General features: G+C 64.7%; 15 protein-coding genes. 5 read left to right on the top strand and 10 right to left on the bottom strand.

Features of this window, described 5'->3' with window-relative positions:
* The first annotated feature begins 293 nt into the window (after positions 1-293).
* Positions 294-1,127, top strand: a complete 834-nt coding sequence (locus QD228_RS04550; RefSeq protein WP_077374789.1) for a pyruvate, water dikinase regulatory protein — start codon at positions 294-296, stop codon at positions 1,125-1,127.
* 74 nt (positions 1,128-1,201) lie between these two features.
* The gene (locus tag QD228_RS04545; RefSeq protein ID WP_077374792.1) at positions 1,202-1,489 is read left to right on the top strand and encodes a pyrimidine/purine nucleoside phosphorylase; all 288 of its coding nucleotides are present in this window, start codon (positions 1,202-1,204) and stop codon (positions 1,487-1,489) included.
* Between the two features lie 158 nt (positions 1,490-1,647).
* Here QD228_RS04545 and QD228_RS04540 read toward each other — a convergent pair whose 3' ends face one another.
* The 7 genes from QD228_RS04540 to QD228_RS04510 all read right to left on the bottom strand — a co-directional run bounded on the left by QD228_RS04540 (position 1,648) and on the right by QD228_RS04510 (position 9,598).
* The gene (locus QD228_RS04540; protein ID WP_279874572.1) at positions 1,648-3,039 is read right to left on the bottom strand and encodes an MATE family efflux transporter; all 1,392 of its coding nucleotides are present in this window, start codon (positions 3,037-3,039) and stop codon (positions 1,648-1,650) included.
* A gap of 166 nt (positions 3,040-3,205) precedes the next feature.
* Complete coding sequence (locus QD228_RS04535; RefSeq protein ID WP_077375616.1) at positions 3,206-3,619, bottom strand: rhodanese-like domain-containing protein; 414 nt, start codon at positions 3,617-3,619, stop codon at positions 3,206-3,208.
* A 63-nt stretch (positions 3,620-3,682) separates the two neighbouring features.
* On the bottom strand, positions 3,683-4,597 hold the full coding sequence (mmsB, locus tag QD228_RS04530; RefSeq protein ID WP_084208097.1) for a 3-hydroxyisobutyrate dehydrogenase: 915 nt from the start codon (positions 4,595-4,597) through the stop codon (positions 3,683-3,685).
* Between the two features lie 85 nt (positions 4,598-4,682).
* A complete protein-coding gene (locus QD228_RS04525; RefSeq protein WP_279874571.1) occupies positions 4,683-5,867 on the bottom strand; it encodes an enoyl-CoA hydratase/isomerase family protein in 1,185 nt (394 codons plus the stop codon).
* Positions 5,864-6,682: an enoyl-CoA hydratase gene (locus QD228_RS04520; protein ID WP_077374805.1), complete on the bottom strand. Its 819-nt coding sequence runs from the start codon at positions 6,680-6,682 to the stop codon at positions 5,864-5,866. Before QD228_RS04520 ends, QD228_RS04525 begins: the two co-directional genes overlap by 4 nt.
* Positions 6,683-6,736: 54 nt before the next feature.
* Entirely contained in the window at positions 6,737-7,903 is a 1,167-nt protein-coding gene (locus QD228_RS04515; RefSeq protein ID WP_279874570.1) for an acyl-CoA dehydrogenase family protein, read from the bottom strand.
* A gap of 114 nt (positions 7,904-8,017) precedes the next feature.
* On the bottom strand, positions 8,018-9,598 hold the full coding sequence (locus QD228_RS04510) for a CoA-acylating methylmalonate-semialdehyde dehydrogenase (protein WP_271302222.1): 1,581 nt from the start codon (positions 9,596-9,598) through the stop codon (positions 8,018-8,020).
* A 355-nt stretch (positions 9,599-9,953) separates the two neighbouring features.
* On the opposite strand from QD228_RS04510, the gene QD228_RS04505 reads away from it, so the two are divergent.
* From QD228_RS04505 to QD228_RS04495, 3 genes are all read left to right on the top strand, one after another.
* Positions 9,954-10,391 (top strand): MerR family DNA-binding transcriptional regulator, encoded by a 438-nt coding sequence (locus QD228_RS04505; RefSeq protein WP_077375619.1) that lies wholly within the window; start codon positions 9,954-9,956, stop codon positions 10,389-10,391.
* A 181-nt stretch (positions 10,392-10,572) separates the two neighbouring features.
* Positions 10,573-12,282, top strand: coding sequence for an AMP-binding protein (locus tag QD228_RS04500; RefSeq protein ID WP_279874567.1), 1,710 nt, complete (start codon positions 10,573-10,575; stop codon positions 12,280-12,282).
* 34 nt (positions 12,283-12,316) lie between these two features.
* Complete coding sequence (locus QD228_RS04495; RefSeq protein ID WP_279874565.1) at positions 12,317-13,291, top strand: class I SAM-dependent methyltransferase; 975 nt, start codon at positions 12,317-12,319, stop codon at positions 13,289-13,291.
* Between the two features lie 482 nt (positions 13,292-13,773).
* On the opposite strand, the gene QD228_RS04490 is transcribed toward QD228_RS04495, so the two are convergent.
* Genes QD228_RS04490 through QD228_RS04480 form a run of 3 tightly spaced genes read right to left on the bottom strand, consistent with a single transcriptional unit; the run spans position 13,774 to position 16,249 of the window.
* Entirely contained in the window at positions 13,774-14,739 is a 966-nt protein-coding gene (locus tag QD228_RS04490; RefSeq protein WP_218015148.1) for a biotin-dependent carboxyltransferase family protein, read from the bottom strand.
* The gene (locus QD228_RS04485; RefSeq protein ID WP_077374820.1) at positions 14,736-15,482 is read right to left on the bottom strand and encodes an allophanate hydrolase subunit 1; all 747 of its coding nucleotides are present in this window, start codon (positions 15,480-15,482) and stop codon (positions 14,736-14,738) included. The genes QD228_RS04490 and QD228_RS04485 overlap by 4 nt, the downstream gene beginning before the upstream one ends.
* Entirely contained in the window at positions 15,482-16,249 is a 768-nt protein-coding gene (locus QD228_RS04480) for a 5-oxoprolinase subunit PxpA (RefSeq protein WP_084208091.1), read from the bottom strand. Before QD228_RS04480 ends, QD228_RS04485 begins: the two co-directional genes overlap by 1 nt.
* Positions 16,250-16,426: the final 177 nt, after the last annotated feature.

The raw sequence follows: 16,426 nt of genomic DNA, 5'->3' as shown, positions 1-16,426 counted from the left end.
ATTAGCCATTGGTCTAACCGGCTAGTCAGTGGAGGAGGACTACAACCCTGAGACTGTTTCAGGCGTTCTGTCGCCATCGTCGCCGAACATGTCGACAAGCCAGAAACGGCCGCTACAGGAATGTAGTCATGGGCCGCTTTGCCGGAGAACGGGAACACGAGATTTCCCATATCGCGCCACTGGCCATCCGCCGGATATTGCAAGCACGACAGTGAACGCCGACACTTGGGACTTCACGAGACGACACCCTGCGCCGGGTTGTGTCTTCGATTCGTTCTTCACGAGTGCCCGTCATGACCCGAACCGCCTTCTTCATTTCCGATGGAACCGGTATCACCGCCGAGACACTGGGACGCAGTCTGCTGGCCCAGTTCGAGAACACCGACATCCGCATGGTGACCAAGCCCTACATCGACTCCTCCGAGAAGGCCACGGCGCTGGTCAAGGCCATCGAGAGCGCCCACGCCACGGACGGTGAGCGCCCCATCATCATCGACACCATCGTCGATCAGGACATCCGTGACATCATCTCGGAATCCTCCGGTTTCAAGGTCGACATCTTCTCCACTTTCCTCAAGCCACTGGAAGAGGAGCTGGATACCCACTCGTCCTACAGCGTCGGCAAGACCCACTCCATCGGTCAGGATGATGTCTACATGAACCGCATCGATTCGGTGCATTTTGCCCTCGACAACGATGATGGAGCGCGCACCCACCAGTACGACAAGGCCGACGTCATCCTCATCGGCGTCTCACGCTGCGGCAAGACCCCGACCTCGCTGTATCTGGCCTTGCAGTTCGGCATCCGCGCGGCCAACTACCCGCTGACCGAGGATGATCTCGACGAATCCGGCACCCTCAAGATGCCGGCGTCACTGGCGCAATATCGCCACAAGCTGTTCGGACTGACCATCGACCCGCGCCGCCTGGCTGCCATCCGTACCGAGCGTCGCCCCAACAGTCGCTACTGCTCGATCGACCAGTGTCTGCAGGAAGTCGAGCAGACCGAGGCGCTGTTCCGCCGCTCCAAGGTGCCCTACATCGATACCACGCGCTTCTCGATCGAAGAGATCTCGACGCGCATGATCGCCGAGACCGGCCTGGCACGCCGCTTCTCACCGCGCTGATACCCGGCGCTACGTTACGCCCCCAACAACACACATCGACCACACCCCCCCCTACTCACGCAGGAAGTCTCCCCATGTTCCACACCAACCACTACTTCGATGGCCAGGTGGCCTCCATCGCCTTCCAGAGCGCAGATCTGCCTGCCACGGTCGGCGTGATGGCCATCGGCGAATTCGTGTTTTCCACCAGCCAACGCGAATACATGACGCTGATCAGCGGCGACATGCAGGTACTGCTGCCGGGTGCGGAAGAGTGGTACCAGCTTGCCGCAGGGGAAAGCTTCATCGTCGAAGCCAACCAGAGCTTCGAGGTGCGCACCACGGTCGAGTCCGCCTATCTGTGCAAGTACGAAGACGCCTAAGGCACTGGGAAAACAGCCGCCTAAGGTACCGGGTGAAAAGACGCCCAAGGCACTGGGCAACAGCCGCCCAAGGCACTGAAAGCCAGACATGAAGAAGCCGCCGTGCCCTCAAGCACGGCGGCTTCTTTCGTCACGACGACTGCCTCTCGATATCAGGCTCAGGCGCGTCGCCTGAGCACGGAGCGCAGCGCCAGATAACTGATACCGCCCATCAGCAGATAGCTTGTCGCCACCCCGGCAAAGATACCGACCACACCGTGAAGCGTCCCCCCCAGCCAGGCCAATGGCACCAGCAGAGCGAACAGTCGCACCAGCGAGAGTGTCATCGCCCGGCGTGGCTCGTGCAGCGCATTGAGGCTGGAGTTGGCGAGGATGATCACTCCCTGGGCGCCGAGTGCGGCGGGAATCAGCCACAGGTAGGTGACCACCAGCTGCGCGACTTCCGGGCTTTCGGCGAAGCGCGCCGCGATCCACTCACCGCCAAGCCCCAGCCCCAGCCAGACCGCCAGCTGCCAGACGAGAATGAAGCCGAGTATGCCGTGGATGGCTCGCCATACCCGCCGGTGCTGCCCGGCACCATCGTTCTGGCTGATGAAGGGTGACAGCGTCATCGAGAGTGCCAGCACCAGAATCAGCGCCAGTGACTCGATGCGTGAACCGATGCCATAGGCCGCGACGGCGGCATGACCATGCTGACTGACGATCCGCGTGACCAGCGCCGTGGCGATCGGCGTCATCACGCTGGTCATGGCCGCAGGCAGGCCGATGGCCCCCACTTCTCGCCATGAGGTGATCAGACGTGTCAGCGACAGCTGATGCAGATCCAGCCGCGCGCGCAGCAATGGCAATGCCAGCAAGCCCAGCGTCATCGCCAGCCACGACAGCACCGTGGCCAACGCCGCCCCCGCCACGCCCATGCCCTGCCAATCTCCGATGCCGAAGATCAGCAGCGGGTCGAGCAGCGCATTGAGCCCCCCTGCCGCCGCCATCACCAGCGAGGGCACCAGGGTATTGCCCTCGGCGCGCAGCACGCTGCCCAGCACGCGTGGCAGCAACACGAAGGGCGCCCCGAAGTACCACACCTGCATGTAGTCCTGGATGTGCGGCATCAGGGTGTCATCGGCCCCCAGCAGCCCGAACAGCGGCCCGATGCTGACAAGCCCCGCCACGATCATCATGACGCCCAGCAACAGCCCCAGCAGACTGGCATCCGTGGCCCGCGCCTTGACCGTCTCGAACTCGCCACGCCCGAGCCTGCGCCCCACCACGGCGGTGGTGCCGATGGACAGACCGATGGCGATGCTGATGACGGCAAAGGTCACCGGAAAGGTGAAGGTGACCGCCGCCAGCTCCGCGGTGCCCAGCTGGGCGATGAACCAGGCATCCACCAGGTTGAACAGCATCATGGTGACGATGCCGCCGATCACCGGCCCCGTCATGCGGGCAAGCGTCGAGGCGATCGGATCACGCAGCAGGTCACGCCGACCACGCGGGGACGGGCTTCTGGCAGAGGAAGAGGACGATGACGTGGGGTTGGCAGGCTCAGGCATGCAGGCTCCGGACAGTAAACGGCCCCGTCAGGCGAGCTGCCTGCGGGGCCATCGGGGGCTATCGATCGTACGATCTGTCGTGCAATCCGTCGTGCAGGACGGGCACAGTGTAAGACATCCGCGCGGCGAGAGCAGTTCCCTTGCGGCTCAGGGGCTGCAAGCCGGACTAGTTGCCCTGCATGAAGGGCGAGATGACTTCGCCTCCCGACTCACGCCAGGCCGCGAAGCCGCCCCCGAGATGGGCGACCGGCCCGAATCCCATGTCCTTGAGCGACTTGGTGGCCAGCGCCGAGCGCAGTCCACCGGCGCAGAACAGCACATAACGTCCCTCACGGGCGAAATCGGCACGGTGATAGGGCGAGGCCGGGTCGACCCAGAACTCCAGCATGCCGCGTGGCGCATGGATGGCCCCGGGAATGCGGCCTTCCCGCTCCAGCTCACGCACATCGCGGATATCCACCAGGATCAGGGGTGTACCGCCTGCGCGAGACTCCTCCAGCGCCTGACGCAGCGCCTCAGGCGATAGAGTGTCGATCTCCTTCTCGGCCGCTGCCACCAGCTCACTGACCGGTCGAATCATGGGGTCCTCCTTGCAGATGATATCGTCCTGATGATGCATGCCACTCACCGCCTGCGTGACACCTCACACATCCGCCTCGCCGCAACGATAGAAACGCTGGATGCTCGAGAAATCGAGACGTCCCGCACCCTGGGCGGCATGCTGGGCGAACAGGTTACGCGCCTGGGAGCCCATTGGCACTGCCGATTTCGAGCCCAGCGCCATTTCCCAGGCAAGGCCGAGATCCTTGGCCATCAGGTCCACCAGGAAGCCGCCCTGATAGTCGTTGGACGCAGGTGCCGCCTCCATCACCCCGGGCCAGGGGTTGTAGACGTTGAGCGCCCAGTTGCCGCCGGAGGACTGTTTCATCACCTCCGAGAGCACGGCCGGGTCCAGTCCGTTCTTGACCCCCAGCGCCAGCGCCTCGGCGGTGCCGCTCATCAGGATGCCCAGTAACATGTTGTTGCAGATCTTGGCGACCTGACCGCTGCCGGCCGGGCCTGCATGGAACAGATTCTTGCCCATCACTTCCAGCAGCGGCACGGCACGCGCGTAGCCGTCGGCCTCGCCACCGACGATGAAGCTCAGCGTGCCGGCACGTGCGCCACCGACCCCGCCCGACACCGGGGCGTCCATGAAGGTGATGCCGCGCTCGGCGGCATGGCGCGCGACCAGCCGGGCATCATCCGGCGCGATGGTCGAGGCGTCGATCACCAGTACTGAAGCGTCGAGTGTCGCCAAGAGGCCACCCTCGCCGTCTTCCTTGTCACCCAGATAGAGCTTTCGCACGTGCTGCCCCGCCGGCAGCATGCTGATGACGACGTCAACGCCCTCTGTCGCCTGGCGTGGCGACTCGGCGCGTGAGGCACCCGCCTCGACCAGCTGGCTCATGGCCGACTCGACCAGATCGAAGACCTTCACCTCATGGCCGGCCTTGACCAGATTGAGGGCCATGGGGCCGCCCATGTTGCCGAGCCCGATGAAACCGATGGATGTCATGGCAATGCTTCCTCGTGAACAGGTTCTTGTTGTCATTGGCGTCCGGCGGCATGTCCGCACCTGCCGCCCGTGCTGAACAGCGCGCTTACAGATCCATCAGCGGATGCTCGTCCTCTTCCCACAGCGGCGCGAAGAAGCCGTCGATGTATTCCTCGGAGACCTGCGCGATCGAGGCATAGGCCCACTGCGGCTGTCTGTCCTTGTCGATCAGCAGGGCGCGTACTCCTTCAGCAAGCTCGGTGCCCATGCAGCAGCGCACCGACAGGGTCAGCTCGTCGCAGAAGGCTTCCGCCAGCGAGGAGTGGCGATGGCGTGCCAGCATGCGAAATACCAGATGCGGGGAACTGGGGCAGCCGGCTTCCAGACGCTCGCGATTGGCGTTCAGCCATGCATTGCAGTCACTGCGCGCCTGGGGATCATCGAGGATCCGCTGACAGGCCTTCAGCACTTCGCGCCCGGCGACCAGCTGCTGAAGATGATCAAAGAGCGGCATGACCTGTCCCGGCGGCGCCAGCTCACGGCGCTCGAACTCGCTCAGCACCTGGCTCAGATGACGCGACGGATGACGCCCGAATTCCCCCTCGCACAGCGCCTGCTTGAGCGCCTCGCGCTGCGCGTCGGGAATCAGGCGTGTGGCAAGCCAGAGATCCAGCGCATCGCGGGCATTCAGCTGCGCGCCGGTCACTCCCAGATACTCGCCGATGCCACGCGGCAGGCGATTGAGCAGCCAGCTGGCCCCGACATCCGGGTACAGGCCGATGCTGACCTCCGGCATCGCCAGCCGTGAGCTTTCGGTGACCACGCGCTCGCAACCGCCGGCGAACAGCCCCATGCCGCCGCCCATCACGATGCCGCCGCCCCACACCAGCAGCGGCTTGGGGAAGGTATGCAGCCGATGATCGAGCCGGTATTCCGCGGTGAAGTAGCGGGTGGCGAAGAAATCCTCCAGCGCCTCGAGGGGGTCTGCGCCTTCGCTGGCAGGCGCCGTGGTCATCGCCTGATAGAGCGCCACGATATCGCCACCGGCACACAACGCACGCTCGCCGGCACCTTCCAGCCACACCATGGCGATGCTGCTGTCCAGCTCCCAGGCATCCAGCTGGGCCTCGATGCGCTCGATCATGGCCAGCGACAGCGCATTCAGCGAGCGCGGCGCATTCAGGCGCATGATGCCCAGCTGCTTGCCGTCGCGGGCGCGACGCGTCTCGAACACCACGGGCGCCTCGACATCGGTCGCGGCCTTGGCAGTGACACCTTCTATCTGGCTCATGAGCGCCCTCCTCCCTTCACCTCTTTCTGATGCGAGACCCACTGTGGTGCACGCTTCTCCAAGAAGGCACTCACGCCCTCCTTCTGGTTGGGGTCATCGAACAGCTCGACGAACAGCTCGCGTTCCATGCGCAGGCCATCGCTCATGCCGCGATGGCGAGATGACATGATCAACGCCTTGCAGCGCGCCACCGCACTCGGGCTCTGGTTGGCGACGCTCTCGGCCATCGCCAGCGCGCGCTCCAAGCTCTGGCCGGTCTCGACCACCTCTTCGGCCAGCCCGATGCGGCCGGCGGTCTCGGCATCCACCTGCTCACCACACAGGATCATGCGCTTGGCCCAGCCCTCCCCGACCAGCCACGGCAGGTGCTGGGTGCCGCCCGCGCACGGCAGCAGACCGACCTTGGCCTCCGGCAGCGCCAGTTTCGCCTGACGCTCGACGATACGGATATCGCAGGCCAGCGCGCATTCAAGCCCACCGCCCATCGCGTAGCCGTTGACGGCGGCAATCGTCACGCCGGGGAAATTGGCCAGCCGCTCGAAGGCCAGCCCGAAGCGGCGCGCCATGGTGGCGGCGACGCCCTTGTCACCATCGGCGAAGGTCTTGAGATCGGCGCCGGCGGAGAAGAACCTGTCGCCCTCACCGGTGATCACCACCGCACTGACGCTGCCATCGCCCTCCAGCTCATCGAGCAACTGCTCCAGCTCGATCAAGGACGCCTCCGTCCAGGTGTTGGCCGGCGGGTTATTGATGGTGACACGGGCGATATGACGATCCTTCTCGAGAACGAGGCATGGCCCTTGATTGGATGACATCACGTAACTCCCTGAAAAGGTGGTAACCACTGACGAATTGAAGTGGAGGCGCCGTTACGCCAGCGACTCGATCATCCCCGGCGTCAGTAGACGGCGCGCGATGATCAGACGCATGATCTCGTTGGTGCCTTCCAGAATCTGGTGCACACGGGTGTCACGCACCAGCCGCTCCAACGGGTACTCGCGGATATAACCGTAGCCGCCATGCAGCTGGAGTGCCTGATTGCAGACCTCGAAGCCCATGTCGGTGGCAAAGCGCTTGGCCATCGCACAGTGGGCGCTGTCCTCGCCGTCGCCCTCATCGAGCTTGAAGGCCGCCAGTCGCACCAGGGTGCGTGCGGCGGTCAGTTCGGTGGCCATGTCGGCCAGCTTGAACTGCAGGGCCTGGAACTGCGCCAGCTCGCGCCCGAACTGCTTGCGCTCGCCGAGATAATCCCGCGACAGCTCCAGCGCCTTCTGGGCCGCGCCCAGCGAGCAGGTGGCGATGTTGATGCGACCGCCATCCAGCGCCTTCATCGCGAAACGGAAGCCCTCGCCCTCCTCGCCCAGACGATTGGCCGTCGGGACCCGCACGCGATCGAAGCTCACCAGCCGGGTCGGCTGGCTGTTCCAGCCCATCTTGTCTTCCTTCTTGCCGTAGCTGATGCCGTCGGCATCCGCTGGCACCACGAAGGCCGAGATACCCGCCGCGCCGCTGTCCGGCTCGCCGGTGCGCGCCATCACCACCAGCACGTCCGTCGCCCCGGCACCGGAGATGAACATCTTGGAGCCACTCAGGTAGTAATCATCGCCGTCACGCTCGGCGCGGGTGCGCAGGCTGGCGGCGTCACTGCCGCTGCCCGGCTCGGTCAGGCAGTAGGAGCCGAGCTTGTCACCCGCCACCATCGCCGGCACCCACTGCTCGCGGCACTCGTCACTGGCGAAGCTCGCGATCATCCAGCCGACCATGTTGTGGATGGTGATGTAGGCGGTGGTCGAGATGCAGCCGGTGGCCAGCTGCTCGAGAATGATGGAGCTGTCCAGACGCGGCAGGCCAAGGCCGCCGTGCTCCTCGGGGACATAGAGCCCCATGAAGCCCGCCTCACCCGCCTTCTTCAGCGTCTCGATGGGGAAATGGGCCGTGGCGTCCCACTCGGCGGCATGCGGGGCAAGCTCGGCATCCGCGAAGGCACGCGCGCCCTCCTGCAGGGCACGCTGGTCATCGGTCAGCGAAAAGTTCATGCAGCTGCCTCCTGTTGTCCTTGTTCTTTATCTCCAGGCCCGCCGAGTCCTCGGCGAGCCTGTGAAGAGCCCTCAGCGCATCTGAAGAGCCCTCAGCGGTCTTGTGAAGAGCCCTCAGCGCATCTGAATAGAGAAGTTGGGCTGATTGCCCTCGGCCGGCGCATCATCGAACCAGCGCGCCGTCACCGTCTTGGTCTCGGTATAGAAGCGCACCGCCTGCTTGCCATAGGCATGCAGATCGCCGAAGAAGCTGCCGCGCCAACCGGTGAAGGAGAAGAACGGCAGCGGCACCGGAATCGGCACGTTGATGCCGACCTGGCCCACCGCGATCTCGTTCTGGAAGCGGCGTGCCGCCCCGCCGGAGCGCGTGAAGATGGAGGTGCCGTTGCCGTAGGGGTTGTTATTGATCAGCTCGATGGCCTCGGACAGATCCGCCGCCTCCATGCAGCACAGCACCGGCCCGAAGATTTCCTCGCGATAGAGCACCATCTCCGGCGTCACCTTGGAAAACAGGCACGGCCCCAGCCAGTTGCCGTCGGGATAGCCCGCCACCGAGATGCCGCGACCGTCCAGCAGCAGCTCGGCCCCTTCCTCGACGCCCTGCCCGATCCAGCCCGTCACGCGCTCCAGTGCCTGCGGCGAGATCAGCGGTCCGTAGCTGGCGCCCTTGTCATTCCAGGCACCGGGGCGCACCTCGGCCAGCGCATCACGCACCCGCGCGATCAAGGCCTTCGAATCACCGACGAAGACCGCCACCGAGATCGCCATGCAGCGCTGACCCGCCGCACCGACACTGGCCCCGACCAGCGCATTCACCACCTGGTCCGCCGGAGCGTCCGGCATGATCACCATGTGGTTCTTGGCACCCGCGAAGCACTGGGCGCGCTTGAGGTTGTCAGTGGCGGTACGATAGATGTGCTGCCCCACCGGTACCGAACCGACGAAGCTCACGGTGCGCGGTGTCTCGTGGGCCAGCAGGTGATTGACCTGATCGCGCCCGCCCTGCACCACGGTCAGGATGCCCTCGGGCGCTCCCGCTTCCATGAACAGCTCCGCCAGACGCAGCGTGGTCAGCGGTACCTGCTCGGAAGGCTTGAGCACGAAGGCATTGCCGCAGGCGATGGACAGCGGGAACATCCAAAGCGGTATCATGGCGGGGAAGTTGAACGGCGTGATCCCCAGGCAGACGCCCAGCGACTGGGTCACGGAGTAGCTGTCGATGCCGGTGGCGACGTTCTCCACCGTCTCGCCCATCAGCAGACTCGGAATGTTGGCGGCATGCTCGACCACCTCGATGCCGCGCCAGACATCGCCCTTGGCGTCCTCGAAGGTCTTGCCCAGCTCATGGGAGATGATCTCGGCCAGCTCGTCATGGTGCTGCTTGAGCAGATGCTGATAGCTGAGCATCAGACGGGCACGGGTCGGCACCGGGGTGTTGCGCCAGCGCTGGAAGGCCTTCTCGGCATGCACCAGCGCCTCGTCCAGTTCGCTGAGCGGCGTCAGTGGAACACGCGCCACTTCAGCGTTGGTGGCCGGGTTGGTCACGCTCAGGTGCTGATCGGCGGCGCTTGCGACAAACTGGCCATTGATCAGCTGTGGCAATACCAGTGGTGCGCTGTCACCGGCGACGACGGCGCGCAGTCGTGACAGCAACTCAAGCGAGCCGTTTGCGGACGTGAGGGTAGTCGAAGACATGACGTGGCATTCCTGTGTCTGTTGTTATTGGGTGAAGGACGGCGTGTCAGCAGAGCCGGAGACGTCAGCCAGAGCCATCTTGCCGAAAGCGGCAAGCCGACATTGCGATCTGACTCAACCTAGCATCTGCTTGGTTGGCTGCAAATACTATTACCCTTTACGTTAACGTAAACAATGCTAGTCTGTAGAAAATTCACGGCCAGACGCCGCTGGCATCCACTGCGCAGAGGGGCATGCCATCTCCTCGGCGCACACAGCATTCGGAGCGGCAGTGCCCATGACGGATACGATGATTACCTCAACGCCTGACACCCAGAACCCGACAGCCTCCGAGAGTCCGGACGATGGCGTCGGCATGGAAGGTCTGCTGAGTGCCACCAGCACCAGCGATGCCATTCGCCCGACCCAACGCACCTGGAGCATCGGCGAGCTGGCACGTCATTTCGACGTGACCACACGCACCATCCGCTTCTATGAGCAGGAAGGCCTGCTGCATCCCCAGCGACGCGGCCAGACGCGCATCTATCACGACAAGGACCGCGTGCGCCTCAAGCTGACGCTGCGCGGCAAGCGGCTGGGATTCTCGCTGGCCGAGATTCGCGAGGTGGTGGATCTCTACGATGCCGCGGATGGCGGCGGCGAGAAACAGCTCACGAGGCTGCTCGACATTTTGGCCGAGAAACGTGAAGGACTGGAGCGCCAGCTGCGCGACCTCACCGCCATGCAGCGCGAGCTGGACGATGTCGAGACGCGGGCGCGGGAAGCGCTGGCCCGCCTGACGACACACGGATGATGCGCGACACCCGTCACCCTCTTCCAACACCTTTGAGAGCATCACGACAGCAAGACCGATAACGACAACAAGCACCATGACATTCACGCCGCCGTCCCCTGGCAGCGTGACCGCCCGCCGGGCGGCTCCCCCTGAATACGCCTTGCCACACCAATAACAACCAGGGACACAGGACAACGCCATGTCACAGGACGCCATTGCCACACGCCAGTCTCTCAGCTATCTGAGCACCCTCTCCGAGACTCCCCTGATGGGGGAAACCATCGGTGACTGTCTCGATCGCATCACCGCGCGCTGGCCCGAGCGCGACGCTCTGATCAGCCGTCATCAGGGGCTGCGTTACACCTGGGCCGAGCTGCATGCAGAGGTCGAGCGCGTGGCGCGCGGCCTGCTGGCGATGGGGATCGAGCGCGGCGACAGGGTCGGCATCTGGGCACCCAATCGCGCCGAGTGGACCTTGATCCAGTACGCCACCGCCAAGATCGGCGCGGTGCTGGTCAATCTCAACCCGAGCTATCGCGGCCATGAGCTGGCCTACGCCCTCAAGCAGTCCGGCGCGGCGACGCTGATCTTCCAGGCACGCTTCAAGGCCTCGGACTACGTCGCGATCCTCGAGGAGCTGTTCCCTGAGGCCAGGGAGGCCCGCGGCCGTGATGGCATTCACAATGGCGCGCTGCCGGACCTCAGGCGTCTGGTCTGCTTCGAGGCCGAGGATGCCCTGCCCGGCATGCTCCACTGGCAGGATGTGCTGGGCGGCGCCGGAGAGGTCAGTCTCGAGACACTCCACGAGCTGCAGGCCAGCCTGACCTTCGATGACCCGATCAACATCCAGTACACCTCCGGCACCACCGGGGCCCCCAAGGGGGCCACGCTCTCGCATCACAACATTCTCAACAACGGCTTCTTCGTCGCCGAGCGCATGAATCTCACGGAGCACGACAAGCTGGTGATGCCGGTGCCGCTCTATCACTGCTTCGGCATGGTGATGGGCAATCTGGGCTGCCTGACCCACGGAGCGACGATCATCTACCCCGAGGCGGGTTTCGATCCGCTGGCCACGCTGCAGGCGGTCAGCGAGGAAGGCGCCACCGCGATGTTCGGCGTACCGACGATGTTCATCGCCGAACTCGAGCACCCGCGCTTTGACGAGTTTGATCTCTCCAGCCTGCGCACCGGCACCATGGCGGGTTCCATCTGCCCCATCGAGGTGATGCGCCAGGTCATCGAGCGCATGCACATGCGCGAGGTCACCATCGCCTATGGCATGACCGAGACCAGCCCGGTGAGTCTGCAGACCACCCGCGAGGCACCGCTGGACAAGCGTGTCTCCACCGTCGGCACCCTGCATCCCCACCTGGAGATCAAGATCGTCGACCCCGAGACAGGCCAGGTGGTCCCGCGTGGCGAGAAGGGCGAGCTGTGCACACGCGGTTACAGCGTGATGCTCGGCTACTGGAACAACCCGGACGCCACCGCCAAGGCCATCGACAGTGGCCGCTGGATGCATACCGGTGATCTCGCCACCCTCGATGAGGACGGTTACGTGACCATCGTCGGGCGCATCAAGGACATGATCATCCGCGGTGGCGAGAACATCTATCCCCGCGAGATAGAGGACTTCCTCTACACCCATCCTGCCGTGTCGGACGTGCAGGTGATCGGCGTGCCCGATGAGCGCTATGGCGAGGAAGTGATGGCCTGGGTCAAGCTCAAGGAAGGCGAGCAGCTGGATGCCGAAGGCCTCAAGGCGTTCTGCCAGGGCAGAATCGCCCACTTCAAGGTGCCGCGCCATATCAAGTTCGTCGAGGAATTCCCGATGACCGTCACCGGCAAGATCCAGAAATTCAAGATGCGCGAAACCGCCACGGCGGAGCTGGGTCTCAAGGCATGAACGGGCACCTCGGAGGGCCACGGAGAACACGCGCATGAGTCACGACACGCCGGGAGGCGATGACGCCTCCTCCGCTCGCCACCTGAGCACGGCCTGTGCCCAGGTGGCGCACTACGCGCCTCCTCGGCATCACGCGGCACTGGAGGAGGCACTCGAGGCATTGATCAAGGCGCATCCTGAGCCCGTCCTGCCGCCCTCGGCGCTGGCAGGGCTGGATCAGCTGCATCTGGGAGGCGCGGCCGGCAGCCGCGAGTTGCTGGCGATGGCGGCTCTCGAGACCCCCGAGGGCATGCCACTCGCGATTCTCGAGCCCGGTGCCGGGCTCGGCGGACTGGCACGCATGCTGGTCAGTCAGCATGCCAGCGCCGGGCATCACGTCACCACGCTGGATCTCTCGGAGAGCCTCTGCCAGCTGGCCGTCGCGCTCAACCGTGCCACCGGCCTGCGCGAACGTATCCGAGTGCTGGAGGGCGACGCCTGCTATCCCGAGCTGCATCCCGCCCTGACGGGGCGACATGTCGACCGCATCCTGAGCCAGCACCTGCTGGTCCATCTGAGCGACAAGACCGACGTGTTGCGTCAGTGGCATGACTGCCTCAACGATGACGGCTATCTGGTGCTGCATGAGCCGGTGCTCAGTGTCCAGGCGCAAGCCTTCCATGAGCGTCCACAGCTGCCGGTGCCCTGGGCACTGACACCCCGCGCCGATCACCTGGCCAGCTGCGAGGAACTGCACGAGGCGATGGCCAACAGTGGTTTCGAGGTCGAGGCGCACGCCGAACTGACGCCTCAGGTGCTCGCCTGGCAGGCGCGGCGTCTGCGCACACCCTCCCCCGGCGCCCCCGGCCAGCCCCCACTCTCGCCCGTCCAGCGTGCCAGCCAGGCGCTGACACCGGAGCTGATCTTCGGGCCGCATTTTCCGACGATGCAGCACAATCTGGCCGAGGCGCTGGAGGCCGGCTGGCTGGAAGTGCACCTGTGGCGACTGCGCAAGCGCCGCCATCCGTGACGGTGATGAGCCTGGAGGTTTCCCGCGTGAGACCAGTCCGACACTGGCGTGAAAAAAATTAGAAAACACCGCTCGTAAATGACTGGCATCCACTGTCATCAACCGTTATTCTTGCCAGTACAGTCCCGTTCGGGGGATAAGCCGTTCGTTATCCGTCGTCATGCAAGAGGGTCTTCCTCACCATGATGACCGCACTGGAGCATGTCTTTCATTTCCATGTGCCAGTGCACAGTTTCCCGATGCTCGCGCACCGTTTCTCCGGGAATCTGTTCATCAAGGCGCTGATCTGATCAATCCGCGCCGACTGCATCAAAGATTCCCTCACGGGAAAACCGAAAGGGCCTCCATCTGGAGGCCCTTTTTTTGTCTGCTCGCTTTGTCTGCTCGTGCTGTCAGCTCGATTCCTGCCGGGGCGAGCCATTGATCCGACACGCCGTCCGTCAGCTCACCGGCACGGCATGGCGCACTGGATCAGCGAGCCCTCAGGCCTGCCAGGCGGCCAGTGCCGCGAGGTGATCCTGGCGCGCCTGGCCCGGCGTCACGGCCGCCAGCCGCACCCTGGTGCCCGGCACGCATTGGGCGAGCTGCGCGCAGGCCAGCGGCGTCAGCGCGCCAAGGCGCGGATAGCCGCCGATGGTCTGGCGATCATTGAGCAGGATGATCGGCTGGCCATCGGCGGGCACCTGTACCGCGCCCAGCGGAATGCCTTCGGAGACCATGCCGGCACCGTCACGCTCCAGACGCGGGCCGGTCAGACGCACGCCCATGCGATCGGCACGCCCGTCCACTGCCCAGTCGCGGTTGAAGGCGCGAAAGAGGCTGTCGCCGCTGAATTCGGCAATCTGGGCGCCTACCACCAGCGCCAGTTCGAGCGCCTCGCCCTCCTCGGGGGTCAGCGACTGCTGCCATGCCTGTGCCGACGCCGGCAACTCGCGCAGCGACAGCTCATTGCCGGCCGCCGTCAGCACATCGCCGCTGGCCAGTGCATGGCCTTCGCCATCCAGCCCGCCCAGACCATCACGCACGGTACAGGCCGCACTGCCCAGCACCGGGGCGACATCCAGCCCACCCGGGAAGGCCAGATAGGCGCGCAGCCCGGCGACCGGACGCTCGAACTTGAGCACCTGCCCCGCCGTCACGGCGAAGGCCTGCCCGGGCAGCAACGCCTCACCATCCAGTGTCGCCGCCAGATCAGCGCCACACAGCGCCAGCGTGCCCGCCTGCCCGACCTTGAGGGTCAGGCCGCCGCCCATGGTGATCTCGAGTCCCGGCGCATCCGGGGCATTGCCCAGCAGCCAGTTGGCCCAGCCCAATGACACCCAGTCCGCTGCGCCGCCCTGGGTCACGCCCAGATGGCGGACACCCAGGCGTCCCGCATCCTGTACCAGTGCCAGGGCACCGCTGCGCTCGACGTCGAGTCTCACGCGCTTGTCGTTGTCGGCACTCATGCGCGCTCCTCCAACGGGGTGACATCGCCGCCCAGGCCAACGAATTCCTCTCGGCTCACGGAAACGAAACGCACGCGATCACCGGGCATGAAGCGACTGGACGGCTCACCGGCCTCGTTGCGGCCGAACAGCGTGATGGGCGTGCGGCCCAGGATGTTCCAGCCACCGGGAGAGCGGGACGGGTAGATCGCGGCCTGACGGTCGGCGATACCAACGCTACCGGGGGCGATCTTCTGGCGCGGCGTCTTGAGGCGCGGTGTGGTCAATGCCTCCTCCAGCACGCCCATGAAGGCGAAACCGGGGGCGAAGCCAAGCGCGAACACGCAGTAATCATGCGCGCCATGCCGTTCGATCAACGCCTCGACACTGATGCCGAGACGCGCGGCGATCGGCGCAAGCTCCGGACCGACACTGTCGTCGTACCAGACGGGCACCTCGTGCAGCTGGCCCTGCTGACCGCTCTGCGGAGCGAGGTTCTCGAGGGCCGCCTGGATACGGGCACGCACCTCGCCTTCTTCCAGTGCCGCCACGTCATAGTGCAGCAGCAAGGTGGTATAGGACGGCACCAGATCTACCAGCGCCGTGCCGAAGGCCTCACGCAAGGCCCCGTCAGCGGCCAGAATCCAGGCCATGTTGGATTCCTCGATGCGGTCGAACAGCCGGATGATCAGCGAGTCCATGCCGACGGTCTCGAGGCGCAGTTGCGGTGACGAGCCACGTTCGTGGCTATTCCCCCCAGCCATCAGGCACCCGCCAGCGCATCGAAGGCGTCACGGATGGCACGCACCGCGGCCACGGACTCGGCGTTGTCACCGTGCACGCACAGGGTGTCGGCACTGAGCACCAGATCACCGCCGCTGCTGTCGGTGAGGGCTTCACCGCGCGCCAGCGTCACCGACTGGGCGATGATCACCTCGCTGTCGTGATGCACGGCGCCGGGCTCACGACGCGAGACCAGGTGACCGCGCGAGTCGTAGGCACGGTCGGCGAAGGCCTCGAACCACAGCGTGATGCCCATCTCGTCGGCCAGTGCCTGCATCGGTGCCGGATTGGCGGTCGCCATCACCATCAGCGGCAGGCTGGCGTCATAGCGCACCACGGCCTGCATGACGGCGCGCAGTAGCGTCGGGTCAGCGGCCATGTCGTTGTAGAGCGCACCATGCGGCTTCACATACTGGACGCGAGTGCCTTCGGCGCGACAGATACCGTCGAGCGCGCCGATCTGATAGAGCAGCATGTCCTCGACTTCCGCAGGCGAACAGGCCATGGAACGGCGCCCGAAACCCTGCAGATCCGGATAGGCGGGATGTGCGCCGATGCGCACGTCGTGCTTGACCGCCAGCCGCACGGTACGGCGCATGATGGTGGGGTCAGAGGCGTGGAAGCCACAGGCGATGTTGGCGCAATCGACGTAGGGCATGACCTCGTCATCGAGGCCGATCTTCCAGTTGCCGAAGCTTTCGCCCATGTCGCAATTGAGCAGAGGGAGGGAGGGAGCGGAACGGGACATTGAGGCACCTCGCAGGATGATCTTGTGTGTTGTTATCCCTCCACTCTAAGTAAGGCCATGCCTCGGTATCCAATCGTATTTTGTGATTCGTTATATCGATGAAATCTTTCATTACCAGAAGGTATGAAAGCCCAGTCAATCATCCGCTTGCCTGTCAGACCGCCACATGCTTCTGTC

This window comes from Cobetia sp. 3AK (assembly GCF_029846335.1).
GTDB classification, from domain to species: Bacteria; Pseudomonadota; Gammaproteobacteria; order Pseudomonadales; family Halomonadaceae; genus Cobetia; species Cobetia marina.
This window is presented reverse-complemented; position numbering and strand designations above follow the sequence as displayed.

Excerpts from the sequence above, each read along its gene's own strand:
- QD228_RS04550 (WP_077374789.1), top strand. The coding sequence starts at position 294 with ATGACCCGAACCGCCTTCTTCATTTCCGATGGAACCGGTATCACCGCC.
- QD228_RS04545 (WP_077374792.1), top strand. The coding sequence starts at position 1,202 with ATGTTCCACACCAACCACTACTTCGATGGCCAGGTGGCCTCCATCGCC.
- QD228_RS04540 (WP_279874572.1), bottom strand. The coding sequence starts at position 3,039 with ATGCCTGAGCCTGCCAACCCCACGTCATCGTCCTCTTCCTCTGCCAGA.
- QD228_RS04535 (WP_077375616.1), bottom strand. The coding sequence starts at position 3,619 with ATGATTCGACCGGTCAGTGAGCTGGTGGCAGCGGCCGAGAAGGAGATC.
- mmsB (WP_084208097.1), bottom strand. The coding sequence starts at position 4,597 with ATGACATCCATCGGTTTCATCGGGCTCGGCAACATGGGCGGCCCCATG.
- QD228_RS04525 (WP_279874571.1), bottom strand. The coding sequence starts at position 5,867 with ATGAGCCAGATAGAAGGTGTCACTGCCAAGGCCGCGACCGATGTCGAG.
- QD228_RS04520 (WP_077374805.1), bottom strand. The coding sequence starts at position 6,682 with ATGTCATCCAATCAAGGGCCATGCCTCGTTCTCGAGAAGGATCGTCAT.
- QD228_RS04515 (WP_279874570.1), bottom strand. The coding sequence starts at position 7,903 with ATGAACTTTTCGCTGACCGATGACCAGCGTGCCCTGCAGGAGGGCGCG.
- QD228_RS04510 (WP_271302222.1), bottom strand. The coding sequence starts at position 9,598 with ATGTCTTCGACTACCCTCACGTCCGCAAACGGCTCGCTTGAGTTGCTG.
- QD228_RS04505 (WP_077375619.1), top strand. The coding sequence starts at position 9,954 with ATGGAAGGTCTGCTGAGTGCCACCAGCACCAGCGATGCCATTCGCCCG.
- QD228_RS04500 (WP_279874567.1), top strand. The coding sequence starts at position 10,573 with ATGTCACAGGACGCCATTGCCACACGCCAGTCTCTCAGCTATCTGAGC.
- QD228_RS04495 (WP_279874565.1), top strand. The coding sequence starts at position 12,317 with ATGAGTCACGACACGCCGGGAGGCGATGACGCCTCCTCCGCTCGCCAC.
- QD228_RS04490 (WP_218015148.1), bottom strand. The coding sequence starts at position 14,739 with ATGAGTGCCGACAACGACAAGCGCGTGAGACTCGACGTCGAGCGCAGC.
- QD228_RS04485 (WP_077374820.1), bottom strand. The coding sequence starts at position 15,482 with ATGGCTGGGGGGAATAGCCACGAACGTGGCTCGTCACCGCAACTGCGC.
- QD228_RS04480 (WP_084208091.1), bottom strand. The coding sequence starts at position 16,249 with ATGTCCCGTTCCGCTCCCTCCCTCCCTCTGCTCAATTGCGACATGGGC.